This window comes from Nocardioides cavernae, from assembly GCF_013410035.1.
GTDB classification, from domain to species: Bacteria; Actinomycetota; Actinomycetes; order Propionibacteriales; family Nocardioidaceae; genus Nocardioides; species Nocardioides cavernae_A.
This window is the reverse complement of sequence record NZ_JACCBW010000002.1, coordinates 249,126-275,381: the sequence shown is the minus strand read 5'-3', so window position 1 is coordinate 275,381 and position 26,256 is coordinate 249,126. Positions and strand designations below refer to the sequence as shown.

General features: G+C 72.7%; 24 protein-coding genes and 1 riboswitch. Of the genes, 13 read left to right on the top strand and 11 right to left on the bottom strand.

Annotated features, from left to right (window positions below; genetic code table 11):
- Positions 1-253 precede the first annotated feature (253 nt).
- Positions 254-1,984, bottom strand: a complete 1,731-nt coding sequence (locus F4692_RS08840; RefSeq protein WP_179619314.1) for a DEAD/DEAH box helicase — start codon at positions 1,982-1,984, stop codon at positions 254-256.
- Between the two features lie 38 nt (positions 1,985-2,022).
- Positions 2,023-3,603: a precorrin-6y C5,15-methyltransferase (decarboxylating) subunit CbiE gene (cbiE, locus tag F4692_RS08835; protein WP_179619313.1), complete on the bottom strand. Its 1,581-nt coding sequence runs from the start codon at positions 3,601-3,603 to the stop codon at positions 2,023-2,025.
- Between the two features lie 18 nt (positions 3,604-3,621).
- Positions 3,622-3,767, top strand: a riboswitch (cobalamin riboswitch).
- A gap of 24 nt (positions 3,768-3,791) precedes the next feature.
- Between cbiE and F4692_RS08830 the strand changes: the two genes are divergently transcribed.
- From F4692_RS08830 to F4692_RS08800, 7 genes are all read left to right on the top strand, one after another.
- Complete coding sequence (locus F4692_RS08830; protein ID WP_179619312.1) at positions 3,792-5,840, top strand: magnesium chelatase subunit D family protein; 2,049 nt, start codon at positions 3,792-3,794, stop codon at positions 5,838-5,840.
- Positions 5,837-6,463, top strand: a complete 627-nt coding sequence (gene bluB, locus F4692_RS08825) for a 5,6-dimethylbenzimidazole synthase (protein WP_179619311.1) — start codon at positions 5,837-5,839, stop codon at positions 6,461-6,463. Before F4692_RS08830 ends, bluB begins: the two co-directional genes overlap by 4 nt.
- On the top strand, positions 6,463-7,077 hold the full coding sequence (gene cobO, locus F4692_RS08820; protein WP_179619310.1) for a cob(I)yrinic acid a,c-diamide adenosyltransferase: 615 nt from the start codon (positions 6,463-6,465) through the stop codon (positions 7,075-7,077). The genes bluB and cobO overlap by 1 nt, the downstream gene beginning before the upstream one ends.
- A gap of 14 nt (positions 7,078-7,091) precedes the next feature.
- Positions 7,092-9,524 (top strand): bifunctional hydrogenobyrinic acid a,c-diamide synthase/histidinol phosphate aminotransferase CobBC, encoded by a 2,433-nt coding sequence (locus F4692_RS08815; RefSeq protein ID WP_179620416.1) that lies wholly within the window; start codon positions 7,092-7,094, stop codon positions 9,522-9,524.
- A 68-nt stretch (positions 9,525-9,592) separates the two neighbouring features.
- A complete protein-coding gene (locus F4692_RS08810) occupies positions 9,593-9,820 on the top strand; it encodes a CbtB domain-containing protein (RefSeq protein ID WP_179619309.1) in 228 nt (75 codons plus the stop codon).
- A complete protein-coding gene (locus F4692_RS08805; protein ID WP_179619308.1) occupies positions 9,820-10,617 on the top strand; it encodes a CbtA family protein in 798 nt (265 codons plus the stop codon). Before F4692_RS08810 ends, F4692_RS08805 begins: the two co-directional genes overlap by 1 nt.
- Before the next feature lie 8 nt (positions 10,618-10,625).
- The gene (locus F4692_RS08800) at positions 10,626-11,552 is read left to right on the top strand and encodes a cobalamin biosynthesis protein (RefSeq protein WP_308645225.1); all 927 of its coding nucleotides are present in this window, start codon (positions 10,626-10,628) and stop codon (positions 11,550-11,552) included.
- A gap of 112 nt (positions 11,553-11,664) precedes the next feature.
- Here the strand turns inward: F4692_RS08800 and F4692_RS08795 are convergent, their stop codons facing one another.
- The 3 genes from F4692_RS08795 to F4692_RS08785 are packed head-to-tail and all read right to left on the bottom strand — an operon-like array spanning position 11,665 to position 14,412.
- Entirely contained in the window at positions 11,665-12,165 is a 501-nt protein-coding gene (locus F4692_RS08795; protein WP_179619306.1) for a YflT domain-containing protein, read from the bottom strand.
- A 4-nt stretch (positions 12,166-12,169) separates the two neighbouring features.
- Complete coding sequence (locus F4692_RS08790; protein ID WP_179619305.1) at positions 12,170-12,919, bottom strand: cobalt-precorrin-6A reductase; 750 nt, start codon at positions 12,917-12,919, stop codon at positions 12,170-12,172.
- Positions 12,916-14,412, bottom strand: a complete 1,497-nt coding sequence (locus tag F4692_RS08785; protein WP_179619304.1) for a cobyric acid synthase — start codon at positions 14,410-14,412, stop codon at positions 12,916-12,918. Before F4692_RS08785 ends, F4692_RS08790 begins: the two co-directional genes overlap by 4 nt.
- Before the next feature lie 231 nt (positions 14,413-14,643).
- Between F4692_RS08785 and F4692_RS08780 the strand changes: the two genes are divergently transcribed.
- The 3 genes from F4692_RS08780 to F4692_RS08770 all read left to right on the top strand — a co-directional run bounded on the left by F4692_RS08780 (position 14,644) and on the right by F4692_RS08770 (position 17,180).
- Positions 14,644-15,432, top strand: coding sequence for a pentapeptide repeat-containing protein (locus tag F4692_RS08780; protein ID WP_179619303.1), 789 nt, complete (start codon positions 14,644-14,646; stop codon positions 15,430-15,432).
- A 29-nt stretch (positions 15,433-15,461) separates the two neighbouring features.
- Positions 15,462-16,307, top strand: a complete 846-nt coding sequence (locus F4692_RS08775) for an aldo/keto reductase (protein ID WP_179619302.1) — start codon at positions 15,462-15,464, stop codon at positions 16,305-16,307.
- A 102-nt stretch (positions 16,308-16,409) separates the two neighbouring features.
- Positions 16,410-17,180 carry a lysophospholipid acyltransferase family protein gene (locus F4692_RS08770; protein ID WP_179619301.1) on the top strand — a complete coding sequence of 257 codons (771 nt, stop codon included), beginning with the start codon at positions 16,410-16,412 and terminating at the stop codon, positions 17,178-17,180.
- A gap of 9 nt (positions 17,181-17,189) precedes the next feature.
- On the opposite strand, the gene F4692_RS08765 is transcribed toward F4692_RS08770, so the two are convergent.
- The 5 genes from F4692_RS08765 to dnaK form a co-directional block, all read right to left on the bottom strand.
- On the bottom strand, positions 17,190-17,435 hold the full coding sequence (locus F4692_RS08765; RefSeq protein ID WP_179619300.1) for a hypothetical protein: 246 nt from the start codon (positions 17,433-17,435) through the stop codon (positions 17,190-17,192).
- 184 nt (positions 17,436-17,619) lie between these two features.
- Positions 17,620-18,036: a heat shock protein transcriptional repressor HspR gene (locus F4692_RS08760; protein ID WP_179619299.1), complete on the bottom strand. Its 417-nt coding sequence runs from the start codon at positions 18,034-18,036 to the stop codon at positions 17,620-17,622.
- Positions 18,033-19,223, bottom strand: a complete 1,191-nt coding sequence (gene dnaJ, locus F4692_RS08755) for a molecular chaperone DnaJ (RefSeq protein ID WP_179619298.1) — start codon at positions 19,221-19,223, stop codon at positions 18,033-18,035. Before dnaJ ends, F4692_RS08760 begins: the two co-directional genes overlap by 4 nt.
- Before the next feature lie 45 nt (positions 19,224-19,268).
- Positions 19,269-19,913, bottom strand: a complete 645-nt coding sequence (gene grpE, locus F4692_RS08750; protein WP_308645224.1) for a nucleotide exchange factor GrpE — start codon at positions 19,911-19,913, stop codon at positions 19,269-19,271.
- Positions 19,910-21,796 carry a molecular chaperone DnaK gene (gene dnaK / locus F4692_RS08745; protein WP_179619297.1) on the bottom strand — a complete coding sequence of 629 codons (1,887 nt, stop codon included), beginning with the start codon at positions 21,794-21,796 and terminating at the stop codon, positions 19,910-19,912. Before dnaK ends, grpE begins: the two co-directional genes overlap by 4 nt.
- Before the next feature lie 184 nt (positions 21,797-21,980).
- Between dnaK and F4692_RS08740 the strand changes: the two genes are divergently transcribed.
- Positions 21,981-22,271, top strand: a complete 291-nt coding sequence (locus F4692_RS08740; protein ID WP_179619296.1) for a Dabb family protein — start codon at positions 21,981-21,983, stop codon at positions 22,269-22,271.
- A gap of 90 nt (positions 22,272-22,361) precedes the next feature.
- Here F4692_RS08740 and F4692_RS08735 read toward each other — a convergent pair whose 3' ends face one another.
- The gene (locus F4692_RS08735) at positions 22,362-23,162 is read right to left on the bottom strand and encodes a GNAT family N-acetyltransferase (protein ID WP_179619295.1); all 801 of its coding nucleotides are present in this window, start codon (positions 23,160-23,162) and stop codon (positions 22,362-22,364) included.
- 133 nt (positions 23,163-23,295) lie between these two features.
- On the opposite strand from F4692_RS08735, the gene F4692_RS08730 reads away from it, so the two are divergent.
- Both F4692_RS08730 and F4692_RS08725 read left to right on the top strand, forming a co-directional pair.
- Positions 23,296-24,018 (top strand): SGNH/GDSL hydrolase family protein, encoded by a 723-nt coding sequence (locus F4692_RS08730; RefSeq protein ID WP_179619294.1) that lies wholly within the window; start codon positions 23,296-23,298, stop codon positions 24,016-24,018.
- 211 nt (positions 24,019-24,229) lie between these two features.
- Positions 24,230-26,245: a M4 family metallopeptidase gene (locus tag F4692_RS08725; protein WP_218858370.1), complete on the top strand. Its 2,016-nt coding sequence runs from the start codon at positions 24,230-24,232 to the stop codon at positions 26,243-26,245.
- Positions 26,246-26,256 lie beyond the last annotated feature (11 nt).

The following is a 26,256-nucleotide window of genomic DNA, read 5'->3' as shown; positions in this document are numbered from 1 at the left end:
GCCCACGCTCGCTGACCGCCGAAACCCGTCAGTCACCACACCCCCTCGACCACACTGATCGGCGGCTAGATCACCGCCAGCAGCCGGCCGGACTGGTTTCTCGACGAGTCGGACATCGACGAGCCCTCACCCGCGGGCGGATCCTCACCGAGCTCTCCCGCCCTCGCCCGGCTGGCCTGGGACGACCTCGAGGGTCCTATGGTCGAGACCGCGGACTGGTCGGCCGTCGGCGAGTAGCTCCGCACGTACGGAATCAGTCGCCGTCGTCGGTCAGGCTCGCCGCGGGCAGCCAGTCGGCCCCGAGGAGCTCGGCGAGGTCCGCCAGACCGGTGGTGTCGCTCCCGACGGTGTCGGACGCGGCCGCGATCCGCTCCACCATCACCTTGCCGACCTGCTCCTCGACCGTGCCCTCGGCGTAGGCGATGTGCCACGGCGAGACCTGGTGGTCGCGGTGCGTACGCCCGGTCACCTGCCGCCCGGCGATGCCGGAGAAGCGCGCCTGGTGGAAGACGCCGACCCGCGGCTCCGTGCTGGCGGTACGCCCGTCGGCGAGGGTCTCGCCCGCGTGCAGGCTGATCGAGGCGACGGTGGTGAGGACGCACACCTTCGCCTCCCCGGTCTGGAACCGCAGCCGCTCGGCCTCGGGATCGAACCGGTCGCGGCCGTAGATCGTGGCGACCTCGATGCCGGAGTCGCGCAGCCGGTCGGCGATGGGGTCCGCGGCCGTCGCGACGAACTCGACCGAGCACGCCACCTGGCGCTCCGCCTCGACCTGCTGGGCGATCCACGCGACCGTCGAGTCGACGCGGATGAGCCCGGCCTTCTGCCGGAAGCGGAGCAGCGCGGCCCGACCCTTGGCGACGTTGCGCCCGCGCCGGGCGATGTCCATCTCCCGGCAGAACTCGCCCCACTCCGCCTCGTACGCCGCCCGCTCCGCCGGTGACAGCGCTACCGGCATCCCGGAGATCGGCACCGGCCCCCAGGGTGCCGCGCGGTGCAGCATCGCCGGTGGCCGCTCCTCGTCGAGCCACCCGCGTACGAGCTTGAGGTCCGCGGCCCGCCGCGCCGGGTCGGTGGTCCACGTCGCGCCGTAGCGTCCCCGCTCGACGCCGACGCCGTGGCGCTCGAGCGCGTCGGCGAACAGCTCGCCCGGCTTCGTCGCGCTCGTCCACTCCTTCATAGGCTCGCCGAGGGCCTGCGCATAGGCGGGTGCGAGGTAGGGCAGCTCGAGCGGCGTGTGGCCGGGCGTCGCCGTGGTCGCGATGACGAACGGCGCCGCGTCGTGCGGCTTGCCGTGCCCGGAGATCCGGGCCCAGAGCTGCCACCGCTTGGTGGTCGTACGCCGCAACGCGTGTGCCTCGTCGGCGATGATCACGTCCCACGCGTGGTCCTTGACCTTCTCCAGCCGGTCCCACGTGATGACGACCCACTCCAGCCCGCCGTCGCCGAGGGCCGTGATCGTGCGGCACCAGTGGCCGATGGTGATCGCGGCGGGCCGGTCGGCCACGACCAGCACTCTCTTGGCACCTCTCACGTCGCCGACCGCGGTCGCGCCGAGCACCGCGGAGATCGTCTTGCCCACCCCAGGCTCGTCGGCAAGCAGGAACAGCCGCCCTCCCGCCTCGGCCCGCGCCGCGATCGCGTCAGCCGCTTCGAACTGGATGCGTCGTGGCTCGAGCGCGTCCGTGGGCTCAGGGTTAGGGGTCGGGTCGTCGGGGTTGAGGGTGTTCTCGACGAACCGGCCGAGCGTGTGCGGGCCGGGTGCGTACGGCTCGAGGTGCGCGGGGAGCCTTCTGCCGACGTGGAGGTGGGTCTTGACGGCCGGGTGCCAGCTCGCGCCCTCGACCTGGGTGCCGTAGGGGACGTCGAGGACCCAGATCCGCTCGCCGGGGCCGGCGGTGGGGAGTGGCCTGGGTTGTTTGCTGCCGCTCCGACGTCGAGGGGCGCTCTTGCGACGCGTGCTGGTGCGTCGGGTGCTGGCCACCTCGGGACGCTATCCGTCTTGGGGCGGGCGGGCGCGCCTCAGCCCCGTGTGTCGCGGCGGTCCTGCAGACGGGCGCGAGCCTCGGGCAGGTACGCCAAGCAGGGAGCCTCGGCATCCGGGTGCTTGGACGTGAGGTGGAGGATCCACCGATCCATGGCTGCCATGTAGCCGTTGTCCTCCCCTGGTCGGCGGGTGCTCCAGGCACGCGTCCCGCTCCCCGGCCGAGGGACCTCACACTCGGTGCACGAGATCTTGTAGGCGAAAGAGTCGTCAGGGTCGACGTCGATGCGAACCACGGCGAGCGACCCTGCTTCGGCGCTCGCCTTCCGTTGTCGGGCGGAACGGGTGGCTGGCACGGGGACCTCGATTCGGGCGTGGGGATAGCGGGCTGAGCCTAGGCGTCGCTCGCTGCGCGGCGCCGTCCACGACCATTGCGTCACCGACCGCGCCGGCGTCCACCCGGCGAAGGTGCCGATCGGCTCGGCAGTCTCGACGCCGATGCGGGTCAGCTCGCCGCCGTGGTCGGCGTATGCCTGGGCGAGCAGCGCCTCGGTCTCGAGCGTGACGCCGTGGACGACGAGGCGACCGCCGGGCTTGATTGACGTCAAGCAAGTCTCGAGGACGCCCTCCCGGGTGGCGCCACCCCCGATGAAGATTGCGTCGGGCGCTTCGAGCCCGTGGAGGGCGGACGGCGCGCGACCCTCGATGACGTGCAGGTCGGGGACGCCGAGGGCGTGAGCGTTGCGGGCGATCCGAGCCGCCCGCTCCGGTGAAGATTCGATGGCAATCGTGCGGCAGGTGGGGTGGGCTCGCATCCACTCGATGCCGACCGAGCCGGCCCCGGCGCCGACGTCCCAGAGGAGCTGGCCCGGCGCGGGCATGAGGCGGGCGAGGGCGGAGGCGCGGAGGTCGCGTTTGGTGAGCTGGCCGTCGTTCTCGAACGCAGAGTCAGAAAGTCCCGGCGCCCAAGATGCGAGGCCGTTTCCGGCAACCTCGACGGCGATGACGTTCAGCGCCGGCGACTCGACCGACCACGACGAAGCGACACCAGCGACAGATGACTCCGACGACGAGCCCAGGTCCCCCATCACGGTCATGGACGACGCGCCCCAGCCCGCGGAGGTCAACAACGCCGCGACCTCGGTCGGCGTCGACGCGTCCGACGACAGCACCAGAACCCGCCGCCCCGGCGCACACTCCCGCAGCACGGTCGACACCGAGCGCGCTACCACCGTCACCACGGCGTGGGACGAAGACGACCACCCCATCCGAGCCCGCGCGAGCGAAACCGACGAGACCGCCGGCACGACCCGTACCGGCGTCCCCAGGTCGAGCAGCGTCGTCGCGATGCCCGACACCAACGGGTCCCCCGACGCGAGCGTGACGACGGGACGCCCGGCGTACTCGGACAGGAGCCCGGGCAGAGAAGCAGCCAGCGGCGAGGGCCACGGCACCCGCTCCTGACCATCGACGGGAGGCACCAGCGAGAGGTGCCGCGACCCGCCCCACAGCACCGACGCCTCGAGCACCAGCGACTGCGAGGACGGAGGCAACGACGCGAAGCCGTCGGCGCCGATCCCGACGACGACGACCTCGGTGGGCACCCCAGTGGACGACATGGCCGCAGACGCTATCGTGACGCGCAGAAGGCGAGAGGTGCCCCGAAGTCTGGGGAGAATCTGGGAAGCCGGTGAGAATCCGGCACAGGGCCCGCTGCGGTGACCCGGACGTCGAACGTGACGATCCGAGAAGTCCGAAGACCGGCCTCCCGCCACCCATGAAGCTGGCAACGAGAGCGGGAGCCCCCATGCCACTGCAGTACCCCCTGTCCGCCGTCGTCCCCTCCAAGGACTCAGGCGACGACATGACCCTCGCCCTGGTCCTCACGACCATCTCCCCCGAGGTCGGCGGCGTCCTCGTGCGCGGCGAGAAGGGCACGGCGAAGTCCACGACCGTTCGCGCCCTCGCCTCCGTGCTGCCGCCGATCGAGGTGGTGGCCGGCGACCGGTTCAGCAGCGCCCCCGGCGACACGTCGCCCGACGGCCCGGCGCCTGATCACGCGTGGCCGCTCGACGCGGAGACCGAGACGCGACCCGTACGCCTCGTCGAGCTGCCCGTCGGCGCCACCGAGGACCGCGTGCTCGGGTCGCTGCACCTGTCGAAGGTGCTCGCCGACGGCGTCGCCGAGTACGAGCCCGGCCTCCTCGCCCGCGCGCACCGCGGCATCCTCTACGTCGACGAGGTCAACCTCCTCCACGACCACCTCGTCGACCTGCTGCTCGACGCCGCCGCGATGGGCCGCTCCACCGTCGAGCGCGACGGCGTCTCGGTCGCCCACGCTGCGCGCTTCGTGCTCGTCGGCACCATGAACCCCGAGGAGGGCGAGCTCCGCCCCCAGCTCCTCGACCGCTTCGGCCTCACCGTCGAGATCGCCGCGCCGCGGGACCCGCGGCTGCGCGCCGAGGTCGTACGCCGCCGGCTCGCGTTCGACGCCGACCCGCACGCGTTCGTGGGGTCGTACGCCGACGCCGAGCGCGCGCTGACCGACCGGATCGCTGCGGCGCGCAAGCTGCTGCCCGAGGTCGAGCTCACCGACGCGGTGCTCACCAAGGTCGCCGAGGTCTGCGCCGCCTTCGAGGTCGACGGGATGCGCGCCGACATCGTCACGACGCGTACGGCTGTCGCACACGCCGCGTGGAACGGGCGGACCACCGTCACGCGGGCCGACATCCGCCAGGCCGCGCTGCTCGCGCTGCCGCACCGGCGGCGGCGGAACCCGTTCGATGCGCCGGGGTTGGACGAGGAGCTGCTCGACCAGGTGCTGGGGAACGAGGAACCGGAGCCGGAGCCGGAGCCGCCGGGGCCTCAGCCCGACGGGGATGGGCCGGACGGTGAGGGGCCGGACGGTGAGTCGGATCTCGATACGGGCCCGGGGGGCCCTACTCGATCATCTGGGGGGGACGAGGGTCCTGGTCGATCGCCTGAGGGGGACGGGGAGGGTCTCGATACGGGCCCGGGGGGCCCTACTCGACCACCGGGGGATGGTCAGGCGGTGGTCGCCTCATTGGCCGACCCGTACAAGGTCCGTCGCTTCGAGGTCCACGGCACGGGCGCGGGCGAGTCGGGGAAGCGGTCGCGAGCGCTGACCTCCAACGGCCGCCGGGCGGGCAACGACCCGACTGGGGCGGGCGGGCTGCACCTGGTCGAGACCATCCGCGCCGCCGCGCCGCACCAGCGGGCGCGAGGACGCGAGGGCGGGCGCATCCGCTTCGAGCAGCAGGACCTCAGGACCGCACGGCGCGAGGGCCGCGAGGCCAACCTCGTCCTCTTCTGCGTCGACGCGAGCGGGAGCATGGCGGCGCGCAAGCGGATGGAGCAGGTGAAGACCGCGATCCTCAGCCTCCTGCTCGACGCCTACCAGCGCCGCGACAAGGTCGGTCTGGTCACCTTCCGCGCCGGCGGGGCCGACGTCGCGCTGCCGCCGACCCACTCGGTCGACATCGCGGCGAAGCGGCTGGCCGACCTGCCGGCAGGCGGGCGTACCCCTCTCGCCGAGGGACTCCTGCAGGCAGCCGAGGTGCTGCGCGTCGAGAAGGTCCGCGACCCGCGACGACGCCCGCTGCTCATTGTGATCACCGACGGTCGCGCGACCCACGGCGAGGGCGCCGTGCCGCGGAGCCGGCAGGCAGCGCAGTGGATCGCCGAGCAGGGCACGACGGCGATCGTCGTCGACTGCGAGCAGGGCCCGATGCGGATGGGGCTGGCCGGCCAGCTCGCGCTGCACATGCAGGCCACGCACCTGCCGCTCGCCGACATCAGCGCCCAGGCGCTCACCACCGTGGCGCGCGTGGCATGAGCACCGACCTCTACGACGTCATCGCGCGCCGCCGCGACGTACGCGCCGAGTTCAGCGGCGAGCCGCTCGACCACGACGTCCTGATGCGGATCCTCGACGCCGCCCACCACGCGCCGTCGGTCGGGCACTCACAGCCGTGGGACTTCGTCCTGGTGAGCGACGCCGCCACGCGCGACGCGTTCGCCGAGCACGTCGAGACCGAGCGCCAGACCTTCGCGGCCCAGCTCGAGGGTGAGCGCCGGGAGACCTTCGAGCGGATCAAGGTCGAGGGCATCCGCGAGTCCGGCCTCGGTGTCGTGGTGACGTACGACCCGAGCCGCGGCGGCCAGCACGTCCTCGGACGACATGCGATCGCCGACACCGGGCTCTACTCCACCTGCCTCGCCATCCAGAACCTCTGGCTCGCGGCCACCGCCGAGGGCCTCGGCGTCGGGTGGGTGTCGTTCTACCGCGAGGAGTTCCTCGCCGACCTCGTCGGCCTTCCCGAGGGCGTACGCCCCGTGGCGTGGCTCTGCCTGGGGCCCGTCACGGAGTTGCAGCAGGTCCCCGACCTCGTCCGCCATGGCTGGCGGCGCGGCCGCAGCCTCGAGGACGCCATCCACCACGACCGCTGGAGCGCCTGATGCCCAAGGGTGTCCCGACCACCGTCCCCGACGACGGCCTCACCACCGCGCAGCGCCGCAACCGGCCGCTGATCATGGTCCACACCGGCCCCGGCAAGGGGAAGTCGACCGCGGCCTTCGGCCTCGCGATGCGCGGGTGGAACCAGGGCTTCAGCATCGGGGTCTTCCAGTTCGTGAAGTCCGCCAAGTGGCGCATCGGGGAGCAGACCGTGCTCGAGCGCCTCGGCCGGCTGCACGAGGAGACCGGCGAGGGTGGGCCCGTCGCCTGGCACAAGATGGGGTCCGGCTGGTCGTGGTCGCGCAAGGCCGGCACCGAGGAGGACCACGCCGCCGACGCCGCCGAGGGCTGGCACGAGATCAAGCGCGCGCTCGCCGAGGAGCGCCACGACCTCTACGTCCTCGACGAGTTCACCTACCCGATGAAGTGGGGCTGGGTCGACGTCGACGACGTCGTCACGACCCTCGTCGAGCGCCCCGGCCGCCAGCACGTCGTCATCACCGGTCGCCACGCCGACCCGCGGCTGGTCGAGGCCGCCAACCTCGTCACCGAGATGGGCCAGGTCAAGCACCCGATGGAGGTCGGCCAGAAGGGCCAGCGGGGCATCGAGTGGTAGCGCTGCCGCGCCTCATGGTCGCCGCCCCCGCCAGCGGCCACGGCAAGACCACCGTCGCCACCGGGCTGATGGCCGCGCTCGCGCGCGCCGGCCACACCGTGAGCGGCCACAAGGTCGGCCCCGACTACATCGACCCCGGTTACCACGCGCTCGCCACCGGCCGTCCCGGCCGCAACCTCGACCCGCACCTCGTCGGCGAGGAACGCCTCGTACCCCTCCTCCTCCACGGCGCCGCCGGCGCCGACCTCGCGATCGTCGAGGGCGTGATGGGGCTCTACGACGGGCAGATCGGCGGGGACGGCTTCGCGTCGTCCGCCCACGTCGCCGCCCTCACGCGTACGCCCGTGGTGCTCGTCGTCGACATCTCCTCTGCCTCGCGCACCGTCGCCGCCACCATCCACGGCCTGATGACCTGGGCGCAGCCGCCGGTCGACGTCGTCGGGGTCATCCTCAACAAGGCCGGCTCCCCGCGGCACGCCGACGAGGTGCTGCGCTCCATCGGCGACCAGGTCCCGGTGCTCGGGATCCTCCAACGCGACGACGGCATCGAGGCGCCGAGCCGGCACCTTGGACTCGTGCCCGCCGCCGAGCGCCACGACGCGGCGGGCGCCCTCGACCGGCTCGCGCACCAGATCGCGGAGAAGGTGAACCTCGAGGCGGTCGTACGACTCGCGTCCGCGGCGCCGGGGCTGGACGGGGAGGCGTGGGATCCGGCGACCGCCTTGGGTCTCGATACGGGCCCGGGGGGCCCTACTCGACCACCTTTGGGGCGACCACCTTCGATCGCTGTCGCCGGCGGACGGGCCTTCACCTTCCGCTACGCCGAGACCGTCGAGCTCCTGCGCGCGGCGGGCGCGGACGTCGTCGAGATCGACCCGCTGTCCGACGCCCGCCTGCCGGAGGGCACGACCGGGCTCTACCTCGGCGGCGGGTTCCCCGAGATGCACGCCCCCGAGCTCGGCGCCAACGACCGGCTGCGCCGCGACATCCGTACGGCGATCGCGCGCGGGCTGCCCACCGTGGCGGAGTGTGCCGGGTTGCTCTACCTCTGCGAGTCGGTGCAGGGGCCCGAGGGCCCGGCCGTCCCGATGGTCGGCGCGATCGACGCCCACGCTGCGATGGCACCCCGGCTCACGCTGTCCTACCGGACCGCGACCACCCCGGCCGACAACCTCCTGACCACGAAGGGCGAGCGGGTCACCGGGCACGAGTTCCACCGCACCCACCTCACCGTCGCGTCGAGCCGCACGCCCGCGTGGGAGCTCCCGCACGCGGAGGGCGTCGCGACCGGCAGCCTGCACGCGTCGTACCTCCACACCCACTGGGCCGGCCACCCGCACCTGGCCCGGCGCTTCGTCGAGGCGGCGAGCCGACACCGCGGCCCCGACCTGCGCCACCACGGCGACCGCGAGACCGCGCCCGGGCTGGTCGACCTCGCCGTCAACGTCTTCGACGGCCCGCGCCCGCGCTGGCTCGACCGAGAGCTTGTCCGCTCGGTCACCGAGGCCGACGCCTACCCCGACGCCCGCGACGCCGAGACGGTCGTCGCGCGCCGGCACGGTCGGCACCCCGACGACGTCCTCGCCACCGCCGGGGCGGCCGAGGCGTTCACCCTCGTCGCGCGGCTGCGGCCGTGGCGGCACCCGGTCGTCGTGCACCCGCAGTTCACCGAGCCCGAGGTCGCGCTGCGCACCGCCGGCCACAGTCCGGCGCAGGTCGTCCTGACCCGGGAGCAGGGCTTCCGGCTCGACCCCGCTGACGTCCCCGACGACGCCGACCTCGTCGTCGTCGGCAACCCGACCAACCCCACGGGCGTCCGCCACCCGGCCGCCGACCTGCGGGCCCTCACGGGGGACGGCCGGCTGGTCGTCGTCGACGAAGCCTTCCTCGACGACGACGTCGAGACCCTCGCCGACGAGCGGGTCCCCGGCCTGGTCGTCCTGCGCAGCCTCACCAAGCTCTGGTCGATCCCCGGAATCCGCGCGGGCTACGTCCTCGCCGAGCCCCACGTCGTCGCCGGGCTGCGCGAGCTCCAGACGCCGTGGTCGGTCTCCGCGCCGGCGATCGCGGCGCTCGTCGCGACCAGCAGCGACGTCGCGCGCGAGGAGGCACGCGCCCGCGCCGAGGAGCTCGAGCAGCGCCGGCGGCACCTGCAGGACGGGCTCGACGGGCTCGGGATCGAGACGGTCCCCAGCACCGCGCCGTACGTCCTCGCCCGCACCGGCACGGGCACCCGGGAGGCCCTGCGCGGCCTGGGTTTCGCCGTCCGGAGGGCCGACACGTTCCCCGGGCTGGACGACGAGTGGGTGCGGATCTCAGCGCGCCGGACGACGGTGACCGACGACCTCCTGGGTGCGCTACGCTCCGTCCACCCAGTCCTGAGGAAGCCGGTGGGAATCCGGCACAGTGGCGCTACTGTGACACGGCTCAGCAGCAACGAGTCGTGAAGTCAGACCCGACGGACTGGAAGTCACTCCCCATCAATCCGGGACGCTTTCATCCCGAAGGAGGAACCATGGCTCACGCCATCCCCACCCCTGCTGCCACGGGCTCGGTCGCACCGTCCGACCTCGCCATCCCGGTCCGGGAGCTCGCTCCTTGGCTCGTCCTCGGCGCGCTGTTCGCCCTGTCCGTGCTGGTGCTCATCAGCTCGGTCCAGGGCGCGATCACCATCCCCGAGGGCACGGCGATCCACGAGTGGGTCCACGACGGCCGGCACCTGCTCGGCTTCCCCTGCCACTGATGGGCGCGCGGACCTTCCTGGTCCACGGCCTCGTCGCTGGTCTGCTCGCCGGCATCGCCGCGTTCGTCGTGGCGTACACCGTCGGCGAGCCCCAGATCGACAAGGCCATCGCCCTCGAGGAGGCGGCCAGCGCCCCGGCCTCCGACGGGCACGACCACACGCACGCCGACTCCGACGAGTCCGCCGGCCACTCCCACGGCGACGAGGCCGCGGTCTCCCGCACCGCCCAGTCGACCGTCGGGCTCGCCACCGGCACCCTCGCCGTCGGCGTGGTGCTCGGCGGCTTCACCGGGCTGCTCGCCGCCCTCGGCCTCGGTCGTCTCGGCAGCCTCCGACCGGCCGCGAGCACCGCCCTCCTGGCTGCGATCGGCGCGGTGTCGTTCAGCATCGTGCCGTTCCTGAAGTACCCCGCCACGCCGCCCGCCGTCGGGTCCGGCGAGACGATCGACAGCCGAACGGCCGTCTACTTCGGATTCGTCGCGGTCTCCGTCGCCGGCGCCGTCGCCGCGATCGCGCTTGCCCGCTGGGGTGCTCGCCGCTGGAGCGGGGTGCCGGGCGTGCTGGCCGGCCTCGGGGCGTACGCCCTCGTGGTCGTCGTCGCCGCGGTGGCCTTCCCGAAGATCGACGAGCTGGGCGACTTCCCGGCCGGCATCCTGTGGGACTTCCGGGTCTCCTCGCTGCTGACGCTGCTGGCGATGTGGGCGGTGATCGGCGCCGTCCTGGTGGCGCTCGTCGACCGCACGTGGCGCCGGCACAGCGACGTCCGCGCACGACGGGAGCTCGCCGCATCACTGTGAACGCCGGGGTGACCCGGGCACTGGGCATCGTGCTCGGGCACCTCGCCGACCGTCGCCTCGGCGACCCCCGACGCGGCCATCCGGTCGCACTCTTCGGCAGCCTCGCTGCCACCCTCGAGAAGCAGGTGTACGCCGACTCGCGGCGTCGCGGCCTGCTCCACCTGACCCTCCTGGGCGGGGCCGTCGCGGGGGGCGGTCTCGTCCTGGAGCGGGCGACCAGGGACCACCCGGTCGCCCACACCCTCGCCACCGCCGCCGCGACGTGGACCGTCCTCGGCGGCACCACCCTCGGACGCGAGGCGACCGCGGTCCACGGCTTCCTCGCCGCCGATGACCTGCCCGGCGCCCGGCAGCGACTGACCCACCTCGTCGGGCGCGACACCTCGGTCCTCGACGAGTCCGAGGTCAGCCGGGCCACCGTCGAGTCGGTCGCGGAGAACACCTCCGACGCCGTCGTCGCCCCCCTCGTCTGGGGAGCCGTGGGCGGGATCCCCGGACTGCTCGGCTACCGCGCGGCCAACACCCTCGACGCGATGGTCGGGCACCGTGGCGCGCGCTACGGCCGCTTCGGCTGGGCCTCCGCCCGCTTCGACGACCTGCTCAACCTCCCCGGCGCGCGGCTCAGCGGCGTCCTCGCCGCGGTCCTCGCTCCGCTCGTCGGCGGCAGCCCGCGCCGGGCGCTCGCCGCGTGGACGCGCGACGCCCGCCACCACCCCAGTCCCAACGCCGGCGTGGTGGAGGCGGCCTTCGCGGGCGCGCTGGGCGTATGTCTCGGCGGCCGCAACCACTACGCGTACGGCGTCGAGGACCGCGTACGCCTCGGCGACGGTCCGCCGCCGACGAAGGACGACATCGCGCGGGCCGTGCGCCTCGCCGACGTCGTCTCCGCGGGCGCGGTCGCCGTCGCGGCGCTGGCGGCCGCCCGCCGCGCGTAGCTGCACGGACATTGGTCGTCGGGCGGACCGCGGGCCACGCTCAGCGCACGCCGCAGCGGGAGGTTCTGTCCGCGCGTCTACGCACCAGCGCCTCATCACTCGGCCGGGCGGATCAGGCGAACGGGTCGGGCAGCGCGCCCGGCAGCCCGGCGAGCACCTCGCGCGCCCTGGCCGCGTGCTTGTTCTCCACGAGCACCTCGTACCTCGTCGCCACCACCTGGGTGACCGACGAGAAGTCGCGCTGGCCCCGGGTGAACGCATAGCCGATCAGCGCCCACACCAGGCCGAAGGTCGCGCCGATGAACGCCGTGCTCAGCAGCACCTGCCAGACGCCCTCCTCGGTGAAGAGCGCGAACACCAGCCCGATGAAGACGCCGAACCACAGGCCCGACAGGATGCCGCCGACGGCGATCTTCGACCACGTCAGCCGGCCGGTGACGCGCTCGATCCGCTTGAGGTCGGTGCCGACGATCATCAGCTGGTCGACCGGGAACTCGGCGTCGGAGAGGAAGTCGACGGTCTTCTGCGCCTTGGCGTAGTCGTCGTAGACCGCGAGCGACTGCGGGTACTGCAGCTTCAGCGGCGAGGTGGGGGTCAGACCCGGGGTGGACATGCCTTCACGATACGACCGTGGTCTGCACGACCCAGCGCACCGCGGCGGTCGCGTCGGGGACGGTCTCCACGCCGTCGACCTCGGCGCGGCGCCGGACCACGACGACCGGCACCCCGAGCCGGCCCGCCGCGGCCATCTTGGGCCAGGTGTAGCGACCGCCGGAGTCCTTGGTCACCAGCACGTCGACCGCCTCCTCGGCGACGACCTGCAGCTCGCCGGCGAGGTCGTACGGCCCGCGGTCGAGCACCACCGTCCACGGCTCCGGGACCTCGATCTCGGGCGGGTCGACGACACGGACGAGCGCGCGGTGGCCGACCAGCGGACCGACGAAGGCCGCGAGGGGTTGGCGCCCGACGGTCAGCCACGGCCGTCGGCCGAGCGACGCCGCGAGGTCCGCGGCCTCGGCGTGGGAGTCCACCCAGTGCCAGCCGTCGGCGCCGGGTGCGCCGGACCAGCCGGGGCGCTCGAGCCGGAGGAGGGGTACGCCCGACGCCCGGCAGGCGGCGACCGCGTTGGCCGACATCCCCTCGGCGAAGGGGTGCGTCGCGTCGACGACCGCGGAGACCGCGTGCTCGACGAGCCAGTACCGCAAGCCGTCGACACCGCCGAAGCCGCCGATCCGCACCTCACCGACGGGCAACCGCGGGCGTTCGACACGGCCAGCGAGGGATGACACAAAGCCGACCCCGGCCCCGTCCAGCAGCACCGCGAGCTCGCGCGCCTCGCTCGTCCCGCCGAGCAGCAGAACCGTCATCGCGACGCCCCCGGCTCCAGCGCGGGCAGGCCGGCGGGTGCGCCGGACGTCGCGAGGTCGAGCAGCGCGTCGAGGTCGAGGTGCTCCTCGGCAAGGTCGCCGAGCAGGTCCAGCCGCCGCTCGCGCAGGTCGGCGAAGCTGACCTCGGAGGGCTCGTACGCCGCCCCGGCCGCCGCAGCGACCTCGGCGAGCAGCGCCCGGCGCAGGGGGTCGCCCTCCAGGCTGCCGTGCCACATCGTCCCGAAGACCGCTCCGGTCCGCGCACCGCCGAGGAACTCCTCGCCGCCGTGCCGGGCGATCCGGCCGTGGTGGATCTCGTAGCCGTGGGCGTCCGCCCCCAGCGCGGAGCCGGTCGGCAGCCGCAGCACCTTGTCCTCGCCGAAGGTCGTGGTGACGTCGAGCAGCCCGAGCCCCGGCTCGTCGGCGCCGACCACCCCCTCGACACCGTCCGGGTCGGCGATCCGGGTGCCGAGCATCTGGAACCCGCCGCAGATCCCGAGCACCGGCCGGCCGGCGGCCGCGTGGTCGAGGACCGCCCGGTCCAGGCCGCGCGCCCTCATCCAGGCCAGGTCCTCGAGAGTGGCGCGGGTGCCGGGGAGCACGACCAGGTCGGCCCCGGCCAGCCCGCGGGCGTCGGAGGCGAAGGTGACGTCGACACCGGGCTCGATACCGAGGGCGTCGACGTCGGTGAAGTTGGAGATGCGCGGCAGCCGGACCACGGCGACCCGCAGCCGGGCCTCGTCGTCGGACACCCGTCGCCCGGCGAGGTCGAGGGCGTCCTCGGAGTCGAGCCACAGGTCGGGGTGCCAGGGCAGCACGCCGTAGACGTCCCTCCCCGTCAGCGCGCGGATCTCGTCGAGCCCGGGTCGCAGCAGGTCGAGGTCGCCGCGGAACTTGTTGACCACGAAGCCTGCGACCAGCGCCTGGTCGGCGGCCGACAGCAGCGCGACCGTGCCGAAGAGGGCGGCGAAGACGCCGCCGCGGTCGATGTCGCCGACGACGACCGTCGGCACCCGGCCGTGCTGCGCGAGCCCCATGTTGACGTAGTCACCGGCCCGCAGGTTGATCTCCGCCGGGCTGCCCGCCCCCTCCACGACGACCAGCTCGTGCCGCGCCGTCAGGTCGTCGAAGGCGGCGTAGGCGGCGTCGCGCAGGTGGGTGCGCCCGCCGACGAAGTCCTTGCTGTCGATCGTCCCGCCCGGCCGCCCCATGACCACGACGTGGCTGCGCCGGTCGCCGCCGGGCTTGAGCAGGACCGGGTTCATCGCGGCCTCGGGCTCGACGCGGGCGGCGACCGCTTGGATCCACTGGGCGCGGCCGATCTCCGCGCCCCGGCCGTCTGGGGTGGCGCAGACCATCGAGTTGTTCGACATGTTCTGCGCCTTGAACGGCGCGACCGCGATCCCGCGGCGGGCGTACGCCCGGCACAGCGCCGTGGTAACGATGGTCTTGCCGGCGTCCGACGTGGTCCCGGCCACCAGCAACGCACTCACGGGCGCCAGCCTAGGGCTCCCCCACGTGGGGGAAGTTTTGCCGGCGGGCTGTTTGATTCCGTGAACAACCGGGCACAGTGGCTGCTATGAGCAAGCTCATCTTCGACAACCGGGTCATCGTGGTGGCGTTCCTCGTGCTCGCCTTCATGAACGCCTTCGCGCTGACCAACGGGTGGTACGCCGGCTGAGGCCGCCGACCCCGACGCCACCGTCGCGTGACACGATCCGCGCGTGGCGACTTCCGGGCTGAGCTCCGACTGCTCGCAGTGCTTCGGGCTGTGCTGCGTGCTCCTCCCCTTCTCCGCCTCCGCCGGGTTCGGCGTCGACAAGGCGGGCGGGACCCCGTGCCACCACCTCCGCGCCGACGACGGCTGCGGCATCCACGCCACGCTGCGTGAGGACGGCTGGCCCGGGTGCACGGTCTTCGAGTGCTTCGGCGCCGGCCAGCAGGTCTCGCAGGTGACCTACGGCGGGGTGTCGTGGCGCGAGCAGGACAACCTCGCCGAGATGGCCGCCGTCCTGTCGGTGATGCGTCAGCTCCACGAGATGCTGGTCCACCTGGACGAGGTCGCCCGGCGTTCCCCGGACCCGGCCGCCGCGGCGGTGCGGAGCGAGATCGAGGAGCTCACCGCCTCCGGGCCCGAGCCGCTCCTGCTCGCCGACGTCGACGACCTGCACGCGCGGGTCGGGGCGCTGCTCGGCGTGGCGAGCGCTCGCGTACGCCGTCGCTGGCCCGCCGCGGTCGACCGCACGCGGGCGGACCTGGCCGGCGCGCGACTGGCCGGCGACCACCGGGGCTGGTCCTTCCGCGGCGCGCTGCTGCTGGGCGCCGACCTCACGGGTGCCGACCTCGCCGACGCCGACCTGCTGGGTGCGGACCTGCGCGGGGCGGACGTACGCGGGTGCGACCTGTCGACGACGCTCTTCCTCACCCAGCCGCAGGCGAACGCCGCGTTGGGCGACCCCGCGACCACCCTTCCGGACCGGATCTCGCGCCCGGGTCACTGGCGCGCGGAATAGTCGGTCCGGCGTGTCGCGCTGTGCCTGGCATGACCGTTCCCAGCATCCAGCTCCATGACGGCACGTCGATCCCGCAGCTCGGCTTCGGCGTGTTCCAGATCGACCCGGCCGAGACCGCGGAGGCGGTGACGAAGGCCCTCGAGGTCGGCTACCGCCACATCGACACCGCGGAGATGTACGGCAACGAGAAGGGCGTCGGCGAGGCGCTCCGCTCCGCCGGGCTCCCCCGCGACGAGGTCTACGTGACCTCCAAGCTCAACAACGGGTTCCACGAGCCCGCCGAGGCCGAGCGCGCCTTCGAACAGACGCTCACCGACCTCGGGCTCGACAAGATCGACCTGTTCCTCATCCACTGGCCGCTGCCCACCCGCTACGACGGCGACTTCGTCTCGACCTGGCGCACCCTGGCGTCCTTCGTCGAGGACGGCCGCGCCGCATCGGTCGGGGTGTCCAACTTCCAGCCCGCCCACCTGCAGCGCATCGTCGACGAGACCGGCGTGGTCCCAGTGGTGAACCAGGTCGAGGTGCACCCCTTCTTCACCAACGAGGCTGTCCGCGCGGCCAACGCGCAGCACGGCGTCGCCACCGAGGCGTGGTCGCCGATCGCGCAGGGCGGCGTGCTCAAGGACTCGGTGATCACCGAGATCGCCGACGCGAAGGGCAAGACGCCCGCCCAGGTGACGCTGCGCTGGCACGTCGAGCGCGGCGGCATCGTCTTCCCCAAGTCGGTGAGCCCGGAGCGGATGAAGGAGAACTTCGAGATCTTCGACTTCTCCCTCACCGACGACGAGGTGTCCCGCATCAGCGGGCTCGACAAGGGCGAGGACGGCCGCACCGGCCCGAACCCCGACCAGATGGACTGGATCCCCAGCTGACCGTCTGACCCAGCCCTCATCGCACGGGCCCGGCTCCTCCACGGGGCCGGGCCCGTGCGCGTACTCAGGCGCGGCACCCCGTCGCTGCTCCAGACTCGCCGCATGGAACCCAGCACGTGGCAGCGACCCGGCCTCCGCGCCGCCCTCCTCTACGCGTTCGCCGCAGGACTCCTCGGCTCGGTCGTCTCGGCCGTCAGCCGCCTGGAGCTCACCCGGCGCTCCGTCCCCGACGCCGAGCTCCCCGACGGCCCGGTCATCGTGGTCGCCAACCACACGAGCTTCGCCGACGGCATCCTGCTCGCCCTCGTCGGTCGTCGCCTCGGCCGGTCGCTGCGCCTCATGGCGACCGGTGGCGTCTTCCGCTCCGCGCTCGTCGGCCCGGTCGTCCGCCGGCTCGGCTTCATCCCGGTGCAGCGCGGGACGTCCGCCGCGGCCGGGTCGCTCGACGCCGCGGCCACCGCGCTCGCTGCCGGCGAGGCCGTCGGCCTCTTCCCCGAGGGCCGGATCACCCGCGACCCGCAGCACTGGCCCGAACGCTCCAGGACCGGAGCCGTACGCCTCGCACTCCGCACCGGCGCCCCGATCGTCCCTGTCGCCCTGGTCGGCGCCCAGCAGGTCGTCGGGAGGACCGGCATCGTCGGTCGCCTGCTCCGCAACACGGTGCTGCGCCCGCGCGTGCGGGTCACGGTCGGCGAGCCGATCGACGTACGTCGTCTCGCCGGGGTCGCGGCGCCCGGGGTGCCGGTCGACGACGCGACCGTGCGCCGGGTGGCCGACGAGGTGATGGCGGTGCTCGTCGCGCAGGTCGCCGAGCTCCGCGACGAGCCCGCGCCGCACCCGCGCGGGGTGCCCGAGGGGGCGCTCAGCGCCTGAGGCAGTTGGTCAGGAGTAGCGGTGGCTCTTCTGCGGGTGGCCCTTCTCGCGGGTGCAGGAGCGGCCGCTGATGTTGCGGTGGCCGCAGAGGTCGTCCCCAGTCGCCTCCTCGACGCGCGTCTCGACCGTCTTCGGCGCGGCGGGGGCGACGGGCGCCTTCGCGGCCTTCGGTCGGGCAGGTGCGGACCCTGCGCGCTTCTGCGCCTCGGCGTAGCGGGCCTCGCGCATCGCCCGCAGGTTGTCCATCTTGCTCATCGCTGCATCACTGGGCGAAACCTACGGGGTCGGACCGACATCGCGTACGCCCGCACCCGGGAGCGGTGAGTGAAACACGTTCTGCGGGTGGGAAACGTGCGTCACTCACCGCTCCGCGACCCGAGCGGTGAGTGAGACATGTTCTGCGGGTCGGAAACGTGCGTCACGCACCGCTCGACCAAGATCAGCGAGGGCGGCGCCAGACCACGACCGACTGTCCGGGGCCCTGGTGCAGCACGGGCAGCTTGTTGGCCGGCTGGACCGCGGCGGCGCGGGCGGCGAGCCCACGGCGTACGGCCTCGAGCTCGGCCATGAGCTCCTCGTTGCGGGCCCGGAGCGCGTCGACCTGCAGCTCGAGCTCCATGATGCGGCGTACGCCCTCGACCCCGACGCCGGCGCTGGTCAGGTCCGCGATCTCGCGCAGCCGCTCGAGGTCACGGTGGGAGTAGCGGCGTCCGCCGCCCCCGGTGCGACCGGGCTGGATCAGCCCCATCCGCTCGTAGGCGCGCAGGGTCTGCGGGTGCAGCCCGGTCAGCTCCGCAGCCACGGAGATGACATAGACGGCGGCGTCCGGGGACGGGGCGCCGAACGAGCCGCTCATGCCTCGAAGAGCCCCACGCGCAGGGGCTTGCCGGCGGTCGCCGCGCGGTAGGACTCGAGGGCCTCGCGCGCGGTCTGGTCGAGCGAGGCCGGGACCTGGACCTCGACGGTGGCGAGCAGGTCGCCCTTGGAGCCGTCGCGCTTCGTGGCTCCCTTGCCGCGGACGCGGAAGGTGCGGCCGTTGGGCGTGCCGGCGGGGATCTTCAACGTGACGGGCGCGCCGCCGAGGGTCGGGATCTTGATCTCCGCGCCGAGGGCGACCTCGTCGAAGGAGACGGGTACGTCGATGGTGAGGTTGTCGTCCTTGCGGCCGAAGACGCGGTGCGGGGTCACCTTGACCTTCACGAACAGGTCGCCGGCGGGTCCGCCGTTCTCACCGGGGGCACCCTTGCCCTTGAGGCGGATCCGCGCGCCGTCCTTCACCCCGGCCGGGATGCGGGCCTGGATCGTACGAGCGGAGGTGCCGCGGCCGCTGCCGTGGCAGGTCGGGCACGCCTCGTCGTAGACCAGCTGGCGACCGCCGCAGCGCGGGCAGGTCTCCTGCATCGCGAACGCGCCGCCCGAGCCGGACACCACGAAGCCGGCCCCCTCGCACTCGGGGCAGATGTGCGGGCGGGTGCCCGGCTTGCCGCCCGTGCCCTGGCACGTCGGGCAGGCCGCGTCGGAGGTCAGCCGCAGCGAGACGGTCACGCCGTCGAGCGCGTCGGTGAACCCGATGGTCGCCGAGCTCTCGACGTCGGCGCCGCGACGCGGTCGCGACGCCTGCTGCTGGCCGCGCGCGCGACCGCCGCCGAAGAGGTCGCCGAACATGTCGCCGATCCCGCCGCCGGCGCCGCCGCGCTCGCGGAGGAGGTCGTCGAGGTTGAACCCGCCGCCGCCCCCGAAGCCGCCCCCGCTGAAGCCGCCACCGCCCATGCCGGGGCCGAATCCGCCGCGCGACTGCAGCGAACGGAACTCGTCGTACGTGCTGCGCTTGGCCTCGTCGCCGACGACGTCGTACGCCTCGGCGACGGCCTTGAACGTCTCGTGCTTGGCGTCGTCGCCGGGGTTGGAGTCGGGGTGGTTCTCCCGCGCGAGCTTGCGGTAGGCCTTCTTGATGTCGGCCGCGCTCGCGTCCTTCGCGACGCCGAGGACCTGGTAGAAGTCCTTGGTCGCCCAGTCGTTGCGGAAGCTTTCGTTCTCAGCCACGGGTGAACCTCCCCTCCGTCGGCCGTGTCAGGTGTCGGATGCGTGTCAGGCGTCGGCCGGGTCGACCACGAGCACCTGCGCGGCGCGTACGACGCGGTCGCCGAGGCGGTAGCCGCCCTTGGCGACGTGCTTGACGGTCGTGACCTCGACCTCGGCGTCGGCACCGAGGTGGCTCAGCGCCTCGTGGAGCGTCGGGTCGAACGCGTCGCCCGGCTCGCCGAAGCGTACGAGCCCAGCGGTCGCGACGACCCGCTCGAGCTGGTCGGCGACGGTCTTGAGGCCGCCCTCCAGCTCGCCGTGCTCCTTGGCGCGGTCGATGGTGTCGAGCACCTCGATGACCGGCGTCAGCGCCTTGTAGGCGGCGGTCTCGGCGACCAGCTGGCGGTCGCGGTCGACGCGCTTGCGGTAGTTGGCGTACTCGGCCTGCAGGCGCTGGAGGTCGTTGGTGAGGTCGGCGATCGCCTGCCTCATGGCCGACGGGTCGTCGACCTCGTCCGGGCGCTCCTCGGCGGTGCCGGGGTCGTCGCCGGCGACGGCGTCACCGGCGACCTGCTCCTCGACCTCGGTCTGCGCGGGGGCCTCGCCCGCCGCGTCGCCGAAACCCTCCGGAGAGGGAGCCACGCCGGGCTCCCCCTCCGGAAGGTCTGCCGCCTCGGTGCCCGTGGTGGGCTCGTCGGGGCGATCGGTCACTTGGTCTCACCCTCCGAGGTCGAGCCGGACGAGTCGGTGCTGTCACCCTCGACGGTCTCGTCGACGATCTCGGCGTCGACGACGTCGTCGTCGGACTCACCGGTGGCGCCGGTGGCACCGCCCGCGGCGGCCTGGTCGGCCTCCGCGGCGGCGTACATCGCGGCACCCATCTTCTGGCTCGACTCGTTGAGCTTGCCGACCGCGGTGGTGATCTCCTCCGACGTGGCGTCCTCCTTGGCGAGGATCTCCTTGAGCGCGTCGACGTCGGCCTGGACCTCGGTCTTCACGTCCTCGGGGAGCTTGTCGGAGTTGTCGGCGAGGAACTTCTCGGTCGTGTAGACGATCTGGTCGCCCTGGTTGCGGGCCTCGACGGACTCGCGCCGCTTGGCGTCCTCCTCGGCGTACTGCTCCGCCTCCTTGACCATGCGGTCGATCTCGTCCTTGCCGAGCGCCGAGCCACCGGAGATGGTCATCGACTGCTCGCGACCGGACGCCTGGTCCTTGGCCGAGACGTGCACGATGCCGTTGGCGTCGATGTCGAAGGTGACCTCGATCTTCGGCACGCCGCGCGGGGCCGGCGGCAGGCCGGTCAGCTCGAAGTTGCCGAGCGACTGGTTCTGCGACCACATCTGGCGCTCGCCCTGCGCGACCTTGATCTCGACCGACGGCTGGTTGTCGTCGGCGGTGGTGAAGATCTCCGACCGCTTGGTGGGGATGGTGGTGTTGCGCTCGATGAGCGTCGTCATCACGCCGCCCTTGGTCTCGATGCCGAGGGAGAGCGGGGTGACGTCGAGGAGCAGCACGTCCTTGACCTCGCCCTTGAGGACGCCGGCCTGGAGCGCGGCGCCCACGGCGACGACCTCGTCGGGGTTGACGCCCTTGTTGGGCTCCTTGCCGCCGAGCAGCTCCTTGACCACCTCGGTCACGGCCGGCATGCGGGTCGAGCCGCCGACGAGGACCACGTGGTCGATGTTGGCGACGGCGACGCCACCGTCCTTGAGGACCGACTGGAACGGCGCCTTGGTGCGCTCGAGCAGGTCGGCGGTGAGCTTCTGGAACTCAGCTCGGGTCAGCTTCTCCTCGAAGTGGAGCGGGCCGGACTCGCCATGCGTGATGTAGGGCAGGTGGATCGTGGTCTCGCTGGAGGAGGACAGCTCGATCTTGGCCTTCTCCGCGGCTTCCTGCAGACGCTGCTTGGCGATCTTGTCGGCCGCCAGGTCCACGCCGTTGGAGTCCCTGAACTTCTTGACCATCCACTCGACGACGCGGTTGTCCCAGTCGTCGCCACCGAGGTTGTTGTCGCCGGAGGTCGCCTTGACCTCGACGACGCCCTCGCCGATCTCGAGCAGGGACACGTCGAAGGTGCCGCCACCGAGGTCGAACACGAGGATCGTCTGGTCCTCGCCCTTGTCGAGGCCGTACGCCAGCGCCGCCGCGGTGGGCTCGTTGACGATACGGCTCACGTTGAGGCCCGCGATCTCGCCGGCCTCCTTGGTCGCCTGGCGCTGGGCGTCGGAGAAGTACGCCGGGACGGTGATGACCGCGTCGGTGACGGGCTCGCCGAGGTAGGCCTCGGCGTCGCGCTTGAGCTTCTGCAGCACGAACGCGCTGATCTGCTGGGGCGTGAAGGACTTGTCGTCGATGTCGACCTTCCACGACTCGCCCATGTGCCGCTTCACCGACCGGATGGTCCGGTCGACGTTGGTGACCGCCTGGCGCTTGGCGACCTCGCCGACGAGGACCTCGCCGGACTTCGTGAAGGCCACCACGGACGGCGTGGTCCGGGCGCCCTCGGCGTTCGCGATGACGGTGGGCTCGCCACCTTCGAGGACGGCGACGACGGAGTTCGTCGTACCGAGGTCGATGCCGACCGCTCGAGCCATGGTGTTCCTCCTGTGTGGGATCTGCTTGATCTGGTAACCATCCTGCCGCGCTGCTGCGGCGGATTCAAAACACTTGAGTCGATGTCACTCAACTCTCGTCATGGGGCTCAACGCAGGACGGGCGTGGATGTTCCCGATCCGGACATGTTTTTCCGCGCTACCTGCGTCCGCCTAGGGTCGGGGCATGATCCGGCACACCGTCGCCTTCCGGCTCCACCACGCACCCGGCTCCGCGGAGGAGGCGGACTTCCTCGCAGCAGCCCGCGCGCTGGCCGACATCCCCGGCGTGGAGGCGTTCGAGCAGCTGCGCCAGACGAGCCCCAAGAACGACTTCGCCTTCGGCTTCTCGATGGAGTTCGCCGACCAGGCGGCGTACGACGGCTACAACGAGCACCCGGTCCACACGGCGTTCGTCGCCGAGCGGTGGGTGCCGGAGGTCGCGGACTTCCTGGAGATCGACTACACGCCGCTCTGAGGCGTACGGCGGGGTCGCGTCGCGCACGTGCGGCGGTCGTGGCCCAGGCCGACCACGCCCGGACGGGCCGCGGGAATCGCCCCGCGGCCCTCAGCGCGACCAGACGTACGGCGTCGTCGTCGTCACCGCGCGCAGCCCCGACCGCTCGAGGATCGGGCGCGACATGTCGGTGCAGTCGGAGTGGATGTAGCGGATGCCCCGGTCGATCGCCGAGCGGGCGCGAGCCGCGAGGACGGCGCGGTAGATGCCGCGGCCGCGGAAGTCCGGCAGCGTCGAGCCGCCCCAGATCCCGGCGAACTCGGTCCCCTCGACGGGCGTGAGCCGGCCGCCGCAGACGACCCGGTCGCCGACCTCGGCGACCCAGAACTCCGAGGCGTTCGACTCCAGGTCGCGCAGCGACGACTCGACCGACGGCCCGCGGCCGGTGCCGAAGACGGACTCCTGGGCCTCGAGCATCCGCTCGAGGTCCGCCGCGGCGGTGGGGCCGGGCTCGAGGCGGCGTACGACGACCGGACCGGCGGGCGTGTCCTCGAGGGGCACGTCCGCCGCGAGCAGCGACGCCTCCCCGACCATGACCGTCTCCACCGGCTCGGCGACGAGACCGTGGGCCGCCAGGTGCTCGCCGAGGTCCGCCGGCAGGTCGTGCCCCCGCGACTTCCACTCGAACGACGTGACCCCGGTGGCGTCGCGGTAGTGCGCGATCGTGCGCTCGACCAGCTCGTCGAGGTCCCGACCGGCGACGCCGCCGAGGTCGCGGTAGGACACGAAGCCACCGTGGTCGAAGACCGCGCAGTGCAGCGGTCCGAGGCGCACGACGTCGAGGGCGCCGGTCATCTCGGCGTCGGTGCGCAGCTGCTGGTCGTACGCCTCGAGGAGGGGGTCCGTCGTCATGGCACGTCACCCTAGGGCGGCCGCAGCCGCGCCCGCCTCCGGTTAACGCAGAGCGACACCAGTGCCCGATGTCGGGGAAATCTCAGGGTCGTTCCGGTGCACAGACCGCCCGGGAGGACGCACACTTCTACTCGTGCTCCATCGGGGGAACCTGCGCCGGGTCGTCGGCGCCTCAGTCGCGTGGTCGCTGCTCGCTGCCCTCGTGGCGGGCATGTTGGCGTTCTGGGTGGCCGACACGGCCGACGCGGGACCGACCCGATGCCAGCAGCACCGCCTCGAGGCGCGCGAGCGCAACGCGATCGTCACCGGCAGCGGCCCACGCACCCTCGTGCTCGGCGACTCCTGGTCGGTGGGCCTCGGGCAGGACGACCTCAGCCGCTCGTGGGCCTCCGCGCTCCCCGGCGAGGTGCACGTCCGCGGCTTCTCCGGGTCGGGCTTCAGCGAGCGCGCCAGTGGGTGCGGCCGGGTGTCCTTCCACGACCGAGCTCCGACGGCCCTGGGCGTACGCCCGCAGCTGGTCGTCGTCGAGGGCGGGCTCAACGACTACGACCAGCCGGGCGCGGCCATCGACCGGGGCTTCCGCGCACTCATGGCCGACCTCGCCGGCCAGCGGGTGGTCGTCGTCGGTCCCGCCGACGCCCCCGCCCGGTCCGGCGCGGTGCCCCGCGTCGACGCCCAGCTCGAGCTGCTCTCGGGCCTCTACGGGGTGCCGTACGTCGCGACGAGCGACCTCACCCTGGACTACCTCGCCGACCGGTTGCACCTCACCGAGGACGGGCACCGAGCCTTCGGCGAGGCCGTCGCGGCGCGGATCGCCGACGTCACCGCGGCCCGTCCGGCGGTTCTCGGTCGCTGATCCGGCTTCCGACCACGGATTCCGCTGACCGGCCGGATATCGGACGAGCCGCAAATCTTGCGGTGCGGTCCTTCATCTTCTCGCGTTGCACGAATGTGCAGATCAGGCGTCATTGACGGCCCGACCTGCGATTGCCAACTTGTGCAGTGGTCCGCGTCACCCAATCCATCCTCGGGCACCTCGGGTCCGACCGCATGATTGGAAAACCCTTGTGAAGACAACTCGACTGGCCGCACTGGCCGGTGTCGCAGCGACAGCCGTCGCTGCGTCCTTCCTGGCACCGACCGCCACCCCGGCCGATGCCGCACCCTCGGCGGGCAACCCCCGTCTCGAGGCCCAGCAGGCGGCCACCGCCTGGGTCAAGGGCCATGGCAACGCGCTGGAGCGCGCCACCGCGGACAGCTTCGTCCGCACCGGCACCTTCGACGGCGACAACGGCATCTACTCGATGGCCTACGAGCGGACCCACGAGGGCCTGCGGGTCGTCGGCGGCGACTTCGTGGTCCTCGCCGACTCGGACGGCCGGGTCGTCGGCTCGTCGGTCGCCCAGGAGGCGCCCGTCGAGATCGGCAGCACGACCGCGAAGGTCGCGGCGGACCGGGCGGCGAGCGTCGCCCGCGGCCAGGTCGACGAGGTCAGCGACGCCTCGGCGCCCGAGCTGGTCATCTGGCACCGCGACGCCGGCACCAGGCTGGCGTACGAGGTCGAGGTGCGCGGCACCGACGCCGGCGAGGTCTCGTGGCAGAAGGTCTGGGTCGACGCCACCAACGGCCAGGTCCTCGAGTCCCGCGAGCAGATCGCGCACGGCTCCGGCACCGCGGCCTACTCCGGCCCGAACCCACTCCCGATCGCCACCAGCGGCTCGGGCAGCTCGTTCTCCATGACCGACCCGACGGCGACCACGCTGCGCTGCCAGGACGCGGCCAACAACACCACCTTCACGGGCAGTGACGACGTGTGGGGCAACGGCAACGCGACCAACCGCGAGACCGGCTGCGTCGACGCCCTCTACGCCGCGCAGCAGATGAAGGCGATGATGTCGTCGTGGCTCGGCCGCAACGGCATGAACGGCTCGGGCGGCTGGGTGCCGATCCGCGTCGGTCTCAACGACATCAACGCCTACTACGACGGCACGCAGGTCCAGATCGGCAAGAACCAGGCCGGCGCCTGGATCTCCGCGATGGACGTGGTGGCGCACGAGTTCGGTCACGGCGTCGACGACAAGACCCCGGGCGGCATCTCGGGTGGCGGCACGCAGGAGTTCATCGGCGACGCGCTGGCCGCGGCGACCGAGTACTACGACGGCCAGTCCGCGCCGTACGACAGCCCGGACCACACCGTCGGCGAGGAGGTGAACCTCGTCGGTCAGGGCCCGATCCGTGACGGCTCCAACCCGGCCAACGTCGGCGACCCGTCCTGCTACACCAGCTCGATCCCCAACGCCGAGGTCCACGCGGCCGCCGGCCCGGGCGACCACTGGTTCTACCTGCTCTCCCGCGGCGGCGTCTCCAAGTGCGACGGCACCTCGACCACCGGCATCGGCGAGCAGGCCGCGATCAAGGTCCTCTACAACGCGATGCTGATGAAGACCTCGTCGTCGAACTACCCGAAGTACCGCACCTGGACGCTCACCGCGGCGAAGAACCTGGACAGCACCTGCGCCCAGTTCAACGCCGTGAAGAACGCCTGGGACGCGGTCAACGTGCCGGCGCAGTCGGCCGACCCGACCTGCGGTGGCACCACCACGCCGCCGACCGAGCCGCCGACCGGCGGCAACCTCCTCGGCAACCCCGGCTTCGAGTCCGGCGCGACGACCTGGACCGGCACCGCGGGACCGATCACCAACAACACCGGCCGCCCGGCCCGCTCGGGTTCGTGGAAGCTCTGGCTCGGCGGCAACGGCTCGTCCAGCACCGAGACGGTCAACCAGACCGTGACGATCCCGTCCTCCGCGACGGCGGCGACGCTGTCGTACTGGGTCCGCACCGACACCGCCGAGTCCGGCTCGACGGCGTACGACCGGATGCGGGTGCAGGTGGTGGACGGCTCGACCGCCACGACGCTGCGCACGTTCACCAACGTCGGGACCAACGCGACCTACACGCAGTACTCGCACAACCTGACGGCGTACAAGGGGCGGACGGTCACCATCCGCTTCACGTCGACCGAGGACTCCTCGCTCCAGACCAGCTTCGTGGTCGACGACACCGCGCTGAACGTCTCCTGACGTCACGCAGC